Source organism: Brachyspira hampsonii, from assembly GCF_002214805.1.
GTDB lineage: Bacteria > Spirochaetota > Brachyspiria > Brachyspirales > Brachyspiraceae > Brachyspira > Brachyspira hampsonii.
Map to the genome: position 1 here is coordinate 1,241,450 of NZ_CP019914.1, position 15,085 is coordinate 1,256,534.

Here is a 15,085-nt window from a genome sequence, read left to right on the forward strand (position 1 = left end):
ATTTATTTTCTTTTGGAATATTTATTATTAAGCAAAGTTTCTTTATACATTTTATCCTTTGCTTCTTTGATTTTTTCTAATTGAGATTCTTTTTTCTCTTTTTCTTTTTTCTCTTTTTGATTGTCTTCTATGACTCTGCCGTTTATTAGAACATTTACAAATTCTATTTTTTCATTTTCGGTAATTTCATAAGGTATAGTTTTACCTTTTATTTCAACATTTTCAAATTTTAAAGATTTATAAAATACCATATTTCTAAAATCAGCATCTCCCTCTATAATAATATTTTCAAAACTAGATTCTCCCTGCAAACTTGCATTAAGCATACTGAAATTATTTTTAAAATGAATATGATTAAATGACAATTTATCAATTATATCCGAATTAGCAATAGAAAAATTACAGTCAGCTGTTATATTATCAATATCAATAGAATGCAAATTTGATAATGACATATTAAAATCAATATTTATCTTAGAGTTTTTTATGATGATTTCTTTATAAACATTAGACATTGTAATAAAAAGTCCGCTTTCAAAATTGCTGTCTGTAAAATCTAAGGAACCGAATAAATTAAAATTCCTCATTTGAAAAGGTCCGTAAAATAAAGAATTGGTAAAAAGCATATTAGAATTTTTTTCAATTTTCAAGCCCTCAAAATTAAATCCGTCATAACTAATCATATAAGAGAAATTATAGAACCCTCTATATATATCATCTCTTATTATTCTTCTGAAAAGTCCTTCAGGCTTATCATTGCTGTTATGATGTATAATGCATAAACCATCTTTATATTCTTCTCTAGGACAATTTTCCGTATTAGATATTTTTTGTTTACATATAGCCATAAAATAATTAAACCTAAATTAAAACATAAAACTCATGCCTATGTCATGAGAAATATTATCCTTACTAAAATTATCAAAACTAATAGCATAATCAAGTCTGAATAAGTTCAAATAAAGAGATAATCCCAAAGAAACACCTTTAGTACCTACCCCAAATCTAGCCAAAACACCGCTTGGAAGTTTCTGAGAAAGTCTTTTTTGTACAAAATCCGGAGCATCTAATATACTTTCAGGCAAATCATCATACCATGCAGTTTTTTGTTTAAATAATCCCAATTTATTAAAATCTATTATCATAGCTTCAAGTCCAATAGATAATTCATGACTTACAGAAGGCACTGATATTGTATATTGTCCTGATACTGCAAAACTTCCGTCGCTTTTAGCGTATGCTAAAGAAGCGGTTATATCAGTATCTGTTTTGGAAAATACATTATCATAAAATCCGAAATTCCTAATGCCAACACCAAGTTTAAAATTAGGAGTAAATAAAGACTGTATATATGACACATCAAAAAACATTCCAAAATTATTATCTTTTTCGCTATTATTAACTACACTTTTAATATTTGCACCTATAAAAGAACTTTCATTAATAGCATAAGCAGCACCAACATTTATTAAATAAAGTCCGTTATATATATCATTCTTTTTAACACCCAAACTATCATAAGAATAAACTTTATTTATTTCTCCAGCAAAACCAACCCCTACAGCATAAGAACCTCCTATATGAGCATAAGAAGCATTGAATATATAATCATTTTGAGGATTAGATGTAATAGTATAATTCAAATTGACACTGTCTCTAAGCACACCCATCAAAGACGAAGAGTTTTTAAATACGGCAGATGAATCATTACCTATTAAAAAATCTGCTCCCATCATACCCTTTGATCTTGTACTGCTGGTTTCTAAAACTGATAATGAATGCTTTGATGATAAATCAGCTGCAAAAAATACAGAATAATATATCAACAATATAATAAATACTTTTTTTACCATCTTTTATAATGTTCTCTTTTAATTTTTATAATAATCAAAATTATAACATAAAAAACATTAAATACAATTAAATCAAATTCAATTTATATATATCCATATCAAGTTCATTTTTTAACTTTTTAAAATCTTCCTCAATTACAGTATCATCATTCTTATATAAAGCAAAAAGCGAAGAACCAGAACCGCTCATAGTTACATTTCTTTTAATTATATGCTTTGCTTTATTTTTTATCTCTTTTATTCTTTTTTCCAAATTAAAAACATTATTCTCAAATACATTATATGTTTTTGAAACTATTTTTTCAAAATTAATATTTTTATTATCAAGCATATTCTTTATATAAAATAAATCTGATTTATTAAAATCATCATAAGTAAATTTTGAATAAGCTAATTTAGTAGATACATGTATATTCGGATATATTAAAATAATATTATATGGAAGTATAAAATCATAATTCTTTATTTTCTCACCAATACCTGAAACCCAAGCACAACCTCCCCTTATAAAAAAAGGAATATCAGCACCAAATGAAGAAAAAGATTCTATTAGTTCATCATTAATATTAACATTTAATTCGGATAAAAAAAACTTAATAATATTAGCAGCATCAGATGATCCTCCCCCAAGTCCTGCACCGGTAGGAATATTTTTTTCTATATGTATATTATAATTATTATTAAGATTCATATTGTTTTTAAAATGATTAAATATTTTTGTTACAATATTTTCTTCTTTATCATCTTCTAATGCAAACTTACCGCTTGTTGTAATATTATATTCATCAGACTTTTCAATTGTGATAATATCATATAAATTTACTGTATGAAATAAGGATTCTATAAAATGATATCCGTCTTTTCTTTTTGAAGTTATATCAAGAGAAATATTTATCTTGCATGGTGCTTTTATTGTAGGCATATATATTTTCCTTAAAATAAAACTTATTATTTTTATTGTAGTATATTTAATATTTTTTGCAAATAACTAAAAAATAAATATTTTATTTTATTAAAGGAAGTTTATCTATGGATTCTATTTTCCATTTATTTGAATTATTCACAAGTCTTATATAGTAGTATGTAGGTGAAAATTCAGTATTTCTTACAATATAATATCCGCTTGCGGAATTGACATTGTCTCCTATTGTATAATTTATAGTAACTGAATATTCCTTATTTGAAGAAGAAATCAATTTTTTTATAGAGTCGCTGTCATCTAATATGATATTTTTAATGTTTTCTATATTTTCTATATCAGAATTTTTTTCTATCCAATTTATATTATCATTTAATATCTCATTTTTCATATTATCATAAAATACAAATAAAGATTCTTTTCTAACACTGTCTAAATCTTCCAAGCATGATATTAATATAAATAATATAATAATTAATGTAATAAAAATTCTTTTCATTAAAAAATCCTATTTTCAAATATTAAGGAAATTGACAGTAATCAAATTCCATTTATTATTCAAATATATTGCTACAAATTCAATAGAGTTTTCAGATATCTTATTAAAAGAAGGATATTCAATCTGAGCCAGCATAACATCTTTATATTTTTTATAAGTTACACTAACATCATAATATCCTCCGTCTTTAGGCAAATAATTGCAAAGAGAATCATCATTATCTGAAAATATTCTTTGATATAAAGCACCCCTATTTTTTATAGATTCTATAATATTAGCAGGTGTAAGCTCATATACTAAAGTCATCTCATTCAAAGTATTAATTATATTTTCATCTAAACTTTGAAGAAAATTAGCAGTAAACTCTAATGTATCTCTATTTGCTATAAGTTTAGATATATATTTTTCATATTCATATATGGAGTATTCAGTACCATATTCTTTTTTACAGGAAGATGCAAAAATTATTAATATAATAGCTAAAATAAAAACATTCTTCATTTAAGTTTACCTCTCAAATACTGTACTAAAAATTCTGCAATATCATAAAGTGATAATACCACATGCACAACTTTACTCTCTATAGCACTTCTAGGCATACCATATACTGTGCAGCTTAATTTATCCTGAGCAATAGTTAAATTATTATCATTATATAATTTAGTCATACCGCTAGTGCCGTCATTTCCCATACCTGTCATTACAATAGCAATAGCTTTATCTTTTACAACCTCATCAATAGTGTTAAATAAATAATCCACGCATGGAGTATAAACAAATTTTTTATCAGGATCAGGATAAAATTTAATTCTCAATTTTCCCTTGCTGTCCATATATATTCCCATATTTTTATCACCGGGAGAGATATATACAATAGACGGAAGTATCTCTTCATCTACCTGAGCCTCTTTAATTTTAATATTAGATATATCCTGCAAACTAGAAATAAGAGAAGTTGAAAATTCTTTAGGTATATGCTGCGATATTAATATGGGCAGAGGAAAATCTTTAGGCAAACTTGGAAGCATTATTCTAAGTGCCCTAGGACCTCCCGTAGATATTCCTATTGCCACTAAAAGAGGAGCTTTAAAAGGTTTTCTAAAAGATATACTTAAAGCTGTTGCAACTTGCTTTTGATTATACGGTATTATTTTGACATTATCATCAAATTTATCCATATATGTTTTTTCATTATCTTCAATTTCAACGGCTTCTTTTGCATTGCTATTAAAAATAACGGAATTATAATCAAAAGCTGAATCAGAACTTACAGTATTATTTCTTGTATTTTCCAAGATTACACTGAGTATATTCTCCCTAATGAAATCTGCTGTCATATTTCTAGGCTTATATATTATATCGAAAGCTCCTAAATCCAAAGCTCTGGATGATAAATCCTTATTCTGTGCCAAAGAACTCATAATCAAAATATTAGTTTGTATATTCTCTTTTTTCAGCAGCTTCAATAATTCTATTCCGCCCATTAGCGGTAAATCTATATTCATAACAACAAAATCAGGCTTTATTGATACTATAGATTTATATGCATCTATACCATTATTCACAACACTTACAACTTCTATTCTATAATGATTGGCTAATACATTATTTAATAATGCACTAACCGTTTTAGAATCCTCAGCTATAAGTATTCTGATAGCCCCCAACATATATAAATCTTAATCCCCTTCTATTAAAAAATTATTGCTTTTTTGTATCCTTGCTGCTAAACCTTTCATCATTTTCTTCTATGATTTTAGTTAAAGCTGAAGATATTTCTGATGTATATTTATCTTTTTCAAATATACTGTAGCTTTCTAAATTATTTATTATATCAGCCATATCTTTAGAATAATTTACAGCACTATCAGAAAATAGATCTATTTTTTTATTGCTAATATCTTTTTTATTTTCTTTATTTTGATGTTCTATAACATCATTTCTATTAATATTTTTATTGTTATCTAATTTATTAGAATATTTTTTTTCTTCTGCAGCATCAGGTTTATGAACTTTATTTTTACTGCTTACAATATCATCTAAATCATCTAAACTAGGTAAATCATAACTATTATCATTATTAATATATTCATCAACTTTCTTAGCAGAAGGAATAACAGCAAATACAGACTCATCTTCAACAGACTTTTTCAAAAAGAAACGGTTTTTAATAATTTCTTTTAATTCCATTAGAGTTTTTGCTGTAGCTGATAACACAAACAAAATAATAGATATAATACAAAGATATACAAACCATTCACCGAATCTAGTATATATAGTAATTTTGTCATTAAGAGCTACATTAGCAATCATATAATCTGGTTTCCAAAAAGGAAGCGTTGAAATTATTTTACCTGTACTTGATATATGTCCTGTAACTCCTGAATTACCATTATGAACAATATCTCTTCTGTTTTCTATAGCCCTAAACACAGACATATAAAAATGCTGAAGTAAAGACTCATCGCTATAAGACCAAGCATCTTCTGTAATAACAGCTAAAGTCTGAGCTCCATCATATACAAACCTTCTTACAAAATTACCAAAAGCACTCTCAAAACATATAACTCCGGAAAAAGTATAGCCATTAGGATGATTAAATACTGTAAGGCTTTTACCTCTATCCCATCTGTTAGCACCAGCCTTATCAAATTGAGAATACATAAAATTAATTATATTTTTAAAAGGGAAAGTATTAAGTAAAAACTCATTATCTTGAAAAGGATATGATTCCCCGCCGGGTACAAGTTTAATTTTAGAATACTCCCCTATTACATTACCTTTATCATTAATAAATTCCATACCATTATAATATTTATACGGATTATATGCATCTTCATTAGTATACTCTTTTATTATTGTTGTACCTAACAGATGATAGGTTTGAGTATATCTAATCATATCATAAAGTATATATGTATTGTATACTCCGGGATGCATAGAATTAGAAGCCAAGCCATAACTAAACATATCCCTATATTCGTTTATATAAAAACCATAAGAATCCAAAGTAACAGATTCAGGATACACTATTAAAGACGGCTTTGAAAGGGATGCATCTCTGGCAAGATTAGCTATTCTTTTTACAGAGATTGTACCATTTTGCGTAACACCGTCCGGTTTTTCTTCACTTTTAAATTTTTCAGGTTTTAATAAAAATTTTTCTGCAAAGCCTTGTATTCCTTTAGAATTTTTATGATAAGGCTCTCCTGTATATATATTATTCCAATAAATATTAGGGTCAAAAGATTTCTGTATTAATGCTATTCTAGTTTTGGGCTGCAAAACTCTATTAGATTCTTCAAGATTCATTTTTATAGTGCCATAAGCAATAATAAATAAGAATGAAACTGCAAATATCAAACCCGGAATATACGGTTTTTTATATTTATGTTTTCCTTTTATATCTTTCTCCGCTACAAAAAGCAAATAATGTGCTATTACCGAATTTGAAAAATAAATAAAAAAACTAATACCAAGAACACCAAATATATCTGCCGCCTGAATAAACAACAAGAAATTCCATTGAGAATATCCTATAATTCCCCAAGGAAATCCAAGATATCCTACATTTCTCATATATTCCATAAATGTAAATACAGCCGGTATAATAATAAATCGAAAATCCGGTAATTTCTTAGAAAGAAATCCGCTTAATAGCATAGCCGGAAAATAGAATAAAAATGTTATCAAAAATAATATAGTAAATAAAGTTAAAAAAGAGACTACGGCTTCCGTTTCTTTTAACATAAAAGCTGTAATCCACATTAAAAGAAGACCGAAAAAAATCAATACAAATAAAAAAGCCGATATTATATAATATCTAATTTTATCCGCTTTAAATATTATAATATTAAGCGGAACTAAAGCAATAAAAGACATAGGAAATAAATTAAGCGGGGGAAACGCCAAAAATAGGAGTATAGCACTAATAATACTTAATATAATTACACCAATTATGTATGAGTTACTCTTCGACACTTAACAAATCCTATATTTTTTATACAATACTATTCCAACAAAATAATAAACATCAGATGTTTATAAATTATATTAATACCGTTTTATTAATTACCTTCTTTTTTCTTTAAAACTTCTTTGATTTCGTTTACAAATTTTTTATCTTGGAAACCTATATGCTCCAAAAGCCAATCTTTTAAGAATTTAATAAACTTATTTGCTACAAAAGGCTGACCTTCCTCATATTTTCTAATCTGATCAACTATTTCCAAATAAAAACTTTTATGCATAGCTTTGTGATTCTCAGCATCTGAATAATTAATCAAATCCATTATTTTTTCTTCTGTTTTGAAGTGATACTGAGTATAGTCTATACATTTTTTTATAGCTTTAATAAAAGCTTCATTAGTATTGGCATTATTATCAACAGTTGCAAGATAAAGCTCATTAACAATATTAACAAGTTCTTTATGCTGACTGTCTATAAGTTTATGCCTTGTTTCATATAGAGGCACCCATTTAATAAATACGGTACTTTCTTGTTCATTATTATTATCCATTTGTAAACTCCATTTTTTAATTATATTTACTATATTATAAAAAATAATAAAAAAATCTACTATTAAAATAAAAAAAACACTACAATATATATCTGCTTATATCTCTATTATCTTCGATATCTTTCATAGCATCTTTTATATTATCGGCATTAATTTTTATAAATTCACCCTTATGTTCATCAGCACTGAAAGAAATCTCCTCAAAAACTTTTTCCATAATAGTATAAAGTCTTCTAGCACCTATATTTTCAACATTGGTATTTATATTATATGCTATATCGGCTATTGCTGATAAAGCTTCTTCCTCAAATTCTATTGTTACACCTTCAGTTTTTAATAATTCCTGATATTGTTTTGTTATGGCATTCTTAGGATTTACAAGTATATCCTTAAAATCATCTTTTGATAAAGCCTTTAACTCAACTCTTATAGGAAATCGGCCTTGAAGTTCCGGTATCAAATCGGAAGGTTTATTTATATGGAAAGCACCTGCTGCTATAAATAGTATATGATCAGTTTTTACAGGACCATATCTTGTATTAACTGTAGTACCTTCTACTATAGGAAGCAAATCTCTTTGAACTCCATGACGAGCAACATCGGCACTATCTGTTTTATTGCCGCTTGCAATTTTATCTATCTCATCTAAAAATATTATACCCATATTTTCTGTAAGATTTAAAGCATCGGATGTAATTTTATCCATATCTATAAGAGATTCTGAAGCCTCATTAATTAAATATTTCTTAGCCTCTTTAACTCTCAAACGTTTATGTTTTTTATTTGAAGGCATAATACTTCCAACCATAGACTGAATCATATCGCTTTCTTCAAATCCCATACCCGGAATTATACCAAACATCCTATTATTCCCTGATGATATTTTTATTTCAACATAACTTTCATCAAAATCACCATTAGCTATACGCTTTTTTATCTGTTCTCTGGCATTTTTCTTTTTTTCTGCCTCTTCTTCAGATATCTTTTCATCATTTTCTTTTTTTACAGAGGGAAGAAGTAATTTAGCTAATTTATCTAATGCTATTTCTGTAGCCTCTTTCTCTACTTCTTTCATCATGGCTGTTTTTAAATCGAATATGGCAACATTAACTAAATCCCTTACCATACTTTCAACATCTCTTCCTACATAACCAACTTCAGTATATTTTGTAGCCTCAACCTTAATAAAAGGAGCATTTACTAATTTAGCAAGTCTTCTGGCTATTTCAGTTTTACCAACCCCTGTAGGTCCTATAAGAATTATATTTTTAGGAGCAACCTCATCTTTTAAATCTTCAGGCAAATGTCTTCTTCTATATCTATTTCTCAAAGCTATAGCAACGGAGCGTTTAGCCTCTGTCTGTCCTATTATATATTGATCTAAAGCATCTACTATTTTTCTAGGTGTAAGTTCGCTTTCTAATTTCGCATCAAATGACATATTTATTCTATTACCTCCAAAGAAATATTACTATTAGTGTATATACATATTTTAGAAGCTATTTCAAGTGATTTTCTAGCTATTTCTTTAGCAGAAAGATCTGTATTTTCACTTAATGCCATAGCAGCCGCCTTAGCATACTGACCGCCGCTTCCAATAGCTAATATGTTATTTTCACTTTCTATAACATCGCCGTTACCTGAAAGTAAAAGCATCTTATCTTTGCTTGCTACTATGATTAAAGCCTGCAAATTTCTAAGCATCTTATCAGTTCTCCATTCACGGGCAAGCTCAACTGCTGCTCTGGTTAAATCACCTGAAAATTCCTGAAGTCTTTTTTCAAATTTCTCAAATAATGTAAATGCATCGGCAGTAGATCCGGCAAAACCAGATATAACTTTGCCGCCATATAATTTTCTTAATTTAACTGCATTAGGCTTCATCACGGTTTCACCCAATGTAACCTGTCCGTCTCCAGCTATTGCCGTAACTCCGTCTCTGCATACTGCACATATTGTAGTGCCTTTAAACATATTCTTAATTCCTCTCAATTAATATATTATCTTATATTGTATTATATATTTATTTCTATTGCAAATTTTATTATACTATTTTTAATATTATTTGCAAACAAAATAAAATACATAATAATATTATTATAACTTTATAAAAATATCATTCTATTAAAAAAATATATACTTTAATTTCATAAAATAATAAATAAAGGCTTGAAATTTATGAAAATTCCAAGCCTTAAAAATCACAATTATAATAAAATTAAATTACCACCATTTTTTATCCAAATTAGGCTTTTTATTGTATTCAGGAAGTATTAATTCCTGACCATTATTATCTGTATTATCTTGATTGTTATCAGCAGGTATATAAGCAGCACCTCTTAAATAATTAGCTATATTATTATAACCATTATCTGAAGCTAAATCTGCAGCTGTATATCCGTCGCTGTCTTTTAATGTCTTATCAGCATAGCATTTTTCTACTAATGACATAACACTGTCCATATTGCCATAAGCAGCAGCATAATGTAAAGCTGTATCATTATTAGAATCTTTTATATTAACATCTGCCTTTCCGTCCTGAACTAATGATACTAAAGCATCAACATTATTTTCTAAAGCAGCATAATGTATAGGATACATATTTTCATTATTTGCCATATTAACACTTGATTTATCAGCATTAACTATATTTTTTATAACATCAGAAGATGCATACATAGCAGCATAATGCAAAGCTGTATTTCCATCAGAATTTTGTATTTTTGTATCAGCATTATATTTTAAAAGCACATTAACTGTAGAATGTTTATTTTTCATAGCAGCCCAATGTAATGGTGTATCATTTCCATTATTATCTGTTTCATTAACCAATGTTTTATCTTTTTCCAATAATAATATAACAGCATCATCATTTCCATTTGCTGAAGCCACATGTATAGGCATAGCACCGTCTATATCATCTCTAGCTCTTATATCGCATCCTGCTTCTATTAAAGTATAAACTATATCAGGATTACCTACATAAGAAGCAACTATTAAAGGAGTAGCTCCTCCCAAATACCAATTATCCAAAGTAGCTTTATAAGGAAGTTTTGCTTCTTTATTTATATCTTTATAATTAAGTAAGGCTTCAACTGTATCTAAATTATTATTAATAACCGCTAAATGTAAAGGAGTATATCCGTTTTCATCGGCAAAATTAGGATTAACGTCCTCTTTCATTAAAGTATTTAAAGCTATTATATCATTATTTTTAACAGCAACTAAAAGTTCTAACTGCTTAACATCTAAATCAACAGCATTTACAGTATCATCAACATATACTTCTTCAGTTTCTTCTTCTACTACAACATCATTTTGTGCATATTCTTCATTTTCTTCTGCGGCTTCTTCTTCTGTTTCTGTATTCACAGCTTCTTCTGTATTATTATTTTCATCTGCCGTATTATTGTCAGCCACAACAGTTTCATCTCCGCCCAAATTATCTTCAGGATTACCTTCTCTTACTATATTATCATTTCCTGATAAATAATTCTTAACATCATCGCCTTTAGCATAATATACAGGCTCATTTCCGTCTTTTGTTTTGCTCATTTTGTCAGCACCTAAATTAACAAGAGTCTGTACTGTTTGAAGAGAAGAGAAAGCAGCAGCATAATGTAAAGGTGTCCATCCGTCTGCATCTTTAGATTCTATATCTGCCCCATTTTCCATTAATAATTTAATAGTTTCAGGCTTATCTTTCATAGCAGCCCAATGTAATGGAGTATTTCCTCTATTATCTACATCATTTATAGTAGAAGAATCTTTAGCGAGAAGCATCATTATTACATCATTATTACCATTAGCAGAAGCCATATGTATAGCCATACTGCCGTCTACATTATCTCTAGCCTTAATATCAGCATTATTCTCAAGCAAAGCCGAAACTATATTAGTGTCTCCAATATATGAAGCCAATATCAATGGCGTAGCACCTCCTAGATACCAGCCGTCTATACTTACTTTCATATCTAATTTAGAATTAATATCTATATTTTTATTTTTCAAAAGAACATTTACAGTATTTAAATCTTTATTATAAACTGCTCTGTGTAAAGGAGTATACCCTTCAATATCTAGTACATTTACATCTATATCTGCAGAGTTATTCAATATATTTGATACATTATCTGAATTTTTTTCATTAATTGCATTAAATAAATTAGTTTCATTTGCAGTTAATGCGAATATAGAATAACTAAAAGTCAATAGTATAACTAAAAATCTAATATGTCTCACCTTTAATACTCCAATCTCAAAATAAATAATATTCATAGTATATTAGATAATAAATAAATATCAAGTATAATAAAAAAATTATATTTAAAAAATTTTATTAAAAAAATGAAAATATTTTTGCAGTATTTTTATTTTTATATTGTATTATGAATTAAAATCATTATAATGTTATTTCAATAAAAAATATCATATATACTAATATATAAGGAAAAGAATATGCAAAGTTTTATATATAATAATCCGACAAAAGTAATATTTGGAAAAGACACAGAAAATACTGTAGGAAATGAAATAAAAAATCTAGGATGCAAAAAAGTATTAGTAGTTTATGGTACAAAAAGCGTAAAAGAAAGCGGACTATTAGAAAAAATAGAAAACATATTAAAAAACTCTAATATAGAATATGAATTATTCGGAAATGTGAGAGCTAATCCAACACTTTCTCATGCAAGAGAGGGCGTAAAAAAAGCAATAGATTTTGATGCAGATTTTATACTTGCAGTAGGAGGCGGAAGCGTTATAGATACAGCCAAAGCAATAGCACATGGGGCATCTAATCCTAATATTGATATATGGGAGTTTTGGACTAGAATAAAAACTTTAGAAAAAAGTCTTCCTATAGGATGCATACTTACAATATCAGCGGCAGGAAGTGAAACTAGTAATTCTGCTGTACTTACTAATGAAGAAACTCTCGATAAAAGAGGTTTTCCTACAGAATTTAATCGTCCTAAATTTGCTATAATGAATCCATGCCTCACTTTTACTTTACCATATTATCAAGTAGCATGCGGAATATCTGACATGCTTATGCATACATTCGACAGATATTTCGGAGACAGTGAAGACTCAGCAAATGGAGACAATAATCAAACAACAGATGCTATAGCCGAAGCAGTTTTAAGAACTATATTTAAAAACGGATTAATAGCTATGAAAGACAAAACTAATTATGACGCTATGAGCGAGCTTATGTGGTGCGGAAGTTTATCTCATAATACTTTAACAGGTTTAGGGCTTACTTTTGATTTTATAGTTCATAAATTCGGTCATGAATTAAGTGCAAAGTTTGATGTAGCCCATGGGGCAAGTCTTTCTGTTATGTGGGGACACTGGGCTAAATACTGCTTAAAAGATAAAAGACAAAGATTCATTCAATACTCAAAAAATGTTTGGAATATTGATGATGATACAGGATTTAAAGGTATAGAAAAAACTATAGATTATTTTAAACAAATAAACATGCCTACTAACTTTACAGAATTAGGTATTGGAGTGCAAAGCGAAGAAGTTTTACAAGATTTAACAAAAAGATGTATAAAAGATGGAAAATTAGAGTTTAAACATTTTAGAGCTTTAAATAAAGAAGATGTTTATAATATTTTCAAAATGGCTAATGTTTAATGTTTTATAACTGATTTTTTTATTAATGGTCAATTTAATTATTATACAATAAATACATTAATAATTAAATTGACTTTAACTGATATTTCAATCTAAATTAAAACATTTGAAGATAAATATATATTTTTAAGTATATCAACTCTATTACAATACTTAGACATTCCAACCATATACAGTTTCTTTTTTGTCCTTGATACAGCAATATTAAGTCTCTTTATATTAGAAAAAAATCTTGCAGATCCTGTATTTCTAACAACACTAAAATAAACTATATCAGCCTCTTTACCCTGAAAAGCATCTATTGTATCTATTTCTATATTTAAATGCTTTAATTTTTCATTACTGCTAATAATATTTTTTAATTCCCTTTTTTGTTTCTTATATGGAGTTATAACTGCTATAGTTGTACCAGCATCAATATTCAAATTTTCAATACTATTATTTATTAACTCAACTTCTATAGGATTATATAATTCTCCTCCATAATTAATTGGAAATTTTTTATCAGTATTATAATCAAGCCAATATATACTTTCATCATCACTGTATTTTGTACCATTTTTCAATTCATTATTATAGAAAAATTTACTTACAATATCTCCTATTTTTGACTCCATTCTGTACTGAGTATCAAGCATTCCAAACATTGTTTCATTATCAACATTTTTAAATAATCTATCAACTAGAGAATTTTCTATTAATTCTTCCTGCAGCTTTGTATCTATTTCATTCATAGTTTCTATTTCATCTTTACAAAATACAGGCGGAAGCTGATTAGGATCTCCAACCAATATCAATTTTCTAGACAAAGAAGCGGGTATTAAAATCTCAGGCAATGTATTTTTTGATACCTCATCTATAATTATCAAATCATAAACATCATCTAATTCATCTAATTTAAATCTAGCCATTTGATTGCATGTTATTCCTATAATATTAGCATTCTCGCATATATATTTATCATACTTCTTATTTTTCATAATATGCTCTTCAAATTCATTAAACAATTTACTTGTAAAACTCTCATCATAAATATTTTCCAATTTTTCCTTCCAAGAATCTATATAATTTTTATAGCATATATTTAAATTTTTATATTTATTTTTAAACTCCTCATACCTCATAATAGAACAGTTAATATTTCTATTCTCTATTTCAGTATTAAGTCTTTCTATAGCATTATCTACAGCAATATGAGTTTCAGAACATACAGCTATTTTTGCTTTATAATTATGCTTTATAGTCTGCAAAATAATTTCTACAATAGCAGTAGTTTTTCCTGTGCCGGGAGGGCCCATCAAACAAAATAATTCTTTACTATTAACAGCTTTCTCTATTACATTAAATACATTGCTATTGTTTTGATATATTTCTTGTATTGGATATAGATTTCTTATTTTTTTGTTACTTTGTATATTATCTGAAATATTTTCATAATTATTTTTTATTGTATTAAACAAATCTACAGACAGAACAATTCCTGAATTAATATTTTTTATAGTTTCTAATTGCCTTAAATATTTGATATATTCACCATTTTCTTTTTGACCTTCATATCTTTTTAACAATTCAGATAAATAATTTTCCCATTTATTTAAATATTCAAAAAATTTCATTATTACTACTCCTTAAATTATTATGCTTTATT

Annotated in this window: 13 protein-coding genes; 1 reads left to right on the plus strand and 12 read right to left on the minus strand. The window is 27.3% G+C overall.

Annotated features, from left to right (window positions below; all coding sequences use genetic code 11):
- Positions 1-2: 2 nt before the first annotated feature.
- The 11 genes from BHAMNSH16_RS05215 to BHAMNSH16_RS05265 all read right to left on the minus strand — a co-directional run bounded on the left by BHAMNSH16_RS05215 (position 3) and on the right by BHAMNSH16_RS05265 (position 12,033).
- Positions 3-848, minus strand: coding sequence for a hypothetical protein (locus tag BHAMNSH16_RS05215; protein ID WP_069732051.1), 846 nt, complete (start codon positions 846-848; stop codon positions 3-5).
- 18 nt (positions 849-866) lie between these two features.
- Positions 867-1,853: a hypothetical protein gene (locus tag BHAMNSH16_RS05220; protein WP_008730580.1), complete on the minus strand. Its 987-nt coding sequence runs from the start codon at positions 1,851-1,853 to the stop codon at positions 867-869.
- Between the two features lie 67 nt (positions 1,854-1,920).
- Positions 1,921-2,775: a 4-(cytidine 5'-diphospho)-2-C-methyl-D-erythritol kinase gene (ispE, locus tag BHAMNSH16_RS05225; protein WP_069732050.1), complete on the minus strand. Its 855-nt coding sequence runs from the start codon at positions 2,773-2,775 to the stop codon at positions 1,921-1,923.
- Between the two features lie 82 nt (positions 2,776-2,857).
- A complete protein-coding gene (locus BHAMNSH16_RS05230; RefSeq protein WP_069732049.1) occupies positions 2,858-3,271 on the minus strand; it encodes a hypothetical protein in 414 nt (137 codons plus the stop codon).
- A 15-nt stretch (positions 3,272-3,286) separates the two neighbouring features.
- Entirely contained in the window at positions 3,287-3,772 is a 486-nt protein-coding gene (locus BHAMNSH16_RS05235; RefSeq protein ID WP_069732048.1) for a hypothetical protein, read from the minus strand.
- Positions 3,769-4,941: a chemotaxis-specific protein-glutamate methyltransferase CheB gene (gene cheB, locus BHAMNSH16_RS05240; protein ID WP_008728204.1), complete on the minus strand. Its 1,173-nt coding sequence runs from the start codon at positions 4,939-4,941 to the stop codon at positions 3,769-3,771. Before cheB ends, BHAMNSH16_RS05235 begins: the two co-directional genes overlap by 4 nt.
- A 31-nt stretch (positions 4,942-4,972) precedes the next feature.
- Positions 4,973-7,252, minus strand: coding sequence for an apolipoprotein N-acyltransferase (gene lnt / locus BHAMNSH16_RS05245; protein ID WP_069732047.1), 2,280 nt, complete (start codon positions 7,250-7,252; stop codon positions 4,973-4,975).
- 86 nt (positions 7,253-7,338) lie between these two features.
- Positions 7,339-7,791 carry a bacteriohemerythrin gene (locus BHAMNSH16_RS05250; RefSeq protein ID WP_069732046.1) on the minus strand — a complete coding sequence of 151 codons (453 nt, stop codon included), beginning with the start codon at positions 7,789-7,791 and terminating at the stop codon, positions 7,339-7,341.
- Positions 7,792-7,870: 79 nt separating this feature from the next.
- Positions 7,871-9,232, minus strand: coding sequence for an ATP-dependent protease ATPase subunit HslU (hslU, locus tag BHAMNSH16_RS05255; protein WP_008728206.1), 1,362 nt, complete (start codon positions 9,230-9,232; stop codon positions 7,871-7,873).
- 2 nt (positions 9,233-9,234) lie between these two features.
- The gene (hslV, locus tag BHAMNSH16_RS05260) at positions 9,235-9,765 is read right to left on the minus strand and encodes an ATP-dependent protease subunit HslV (RefSeq protein WP_008723464.1); all 531 of its coding nucleotides are present in this window, start codon (positions 9,763-9,765) and stop codon (positions 9,235-9,237) included.
- A gap of 249 nt (positions 9,766-10,014) precedes the next feature.
- Positions 10,015-12,033: an ankyrin repeat domain-containing protein gene (locus tag BHAMNSH16_RS05265; protein WP_008728208.1), complete on the minus strand. Its 2,019-nt coding sequence runs from the start codon at positions 12,031-12,033 to the stop codon at positions 10,015-10,017.
- 216 nt (positions 12,034-12,249) lie between these two features.
- Here BHAMNSH16_RS05265 and BHAMNSH16_RS05270 point away from each other — a divergent pair, with 216 nt between their 5' ends.
- Positions 12,250-13,437 (plus strand): iron-containing alcohol dehydrogenase, encoded by a 1,188-nt coding sequence (locus BHAMNSH16_RS05270; RefSeq protein WP_008728210.1) that lies wholly within the window; start codon positions 12,250-12,252, stop codon positions 13,435-13,437.
- A gap of 92 nt (positions 13,438-13,529) precedes the next feature.
- Here the strand turns inward: BHAMNSH16_RS05270 and BHAMNSH16_RS05275 are convergent, their stop codons facing one another.
- Entirely contained in the window at positions 13,530-15,053 is a 1,524-nt protein-coding gene (locus BHAMNSH16_RS05275) for an AAA domain-containing protein (protein WP_069732045.1), read from the minus strand.
- Positions 15,054-15,085 lie beyond the last annotated feature (32 nt).

Coding starts and splice junctions, on each gene's coding strand:
- BHAMNSH16_RS05235 (WP_069732048.1), bottom strand. CDS start 3,772: ATGAAGAATGTTTTTATTTTAGCTATTATATTAATAATTTTTGCATCT.
- hslV (WP_008723464.1), bottom strand. CDS start 9,765: ATGTTTAAAGGCACTACAATATGTGCAGTATGCAGAGACGGAGTTACG.
- BHAMNSH16_RS05220 (WP_008730580.1), bottom strand. CDS start 1,853: ATGGTAAAAAAAGTATTTATTATATTGTTGATATATTATTCTGTATTT.
- BHAMNSH16_RS05215 (WP_069732051.1), bottom strand. CDS start 848: ATGGCTATATGTAAACAAAAAATATCTAATACGGAAAATTGTCCTAGA.
- cheB (WP_008728204.1), bottom strand. CDS start 4,941: ATGTTGGGGGCTATCAGAATACTTATAGCTGAGGATTCTAAAACGGTT.
- BHAMNSH16_RS05270 (WP_008728210.1), top strand. CDS start 12,250: ATGCAAAGTTTTATATATAATAATCCGACAAAAGTAATATTTGGAAAA.
- BHAMNSH16_RS05230 (WP_069732049.1), bottom strand. CDS start 3,271: ATGAAAAGAATTTTTATTACATTAATTATTATATTATTTATATTAATA.
- BHAMNSH16_RS05250 (WP_069732046.1), bottom strand. CDS start 7,791: ATGGATAATAATAATGAACAAGAAAGTACCGTATTTATTAAATGGGTG.
- hslU (WP_008728206.1), bottom strand. CDS start 9,232: ATGTCATTTGATGCGAAATTAGAAAGCGAACTTACACCTAGAAAAATA.
- BHAMNSH16_RS05275 (WP_069732045.1), bottom strand. CDS start 15,053: ATGAAATTTTTTGAATATTTAAATAAATGGGAAAATTATTTATCTGAA.
- ispE (WP_069732050.1), bottom strand. CDS start 2,775: ATGCCTACAATAAAAGCACCATGCAAGATAAATATTTCTCTTGATATA.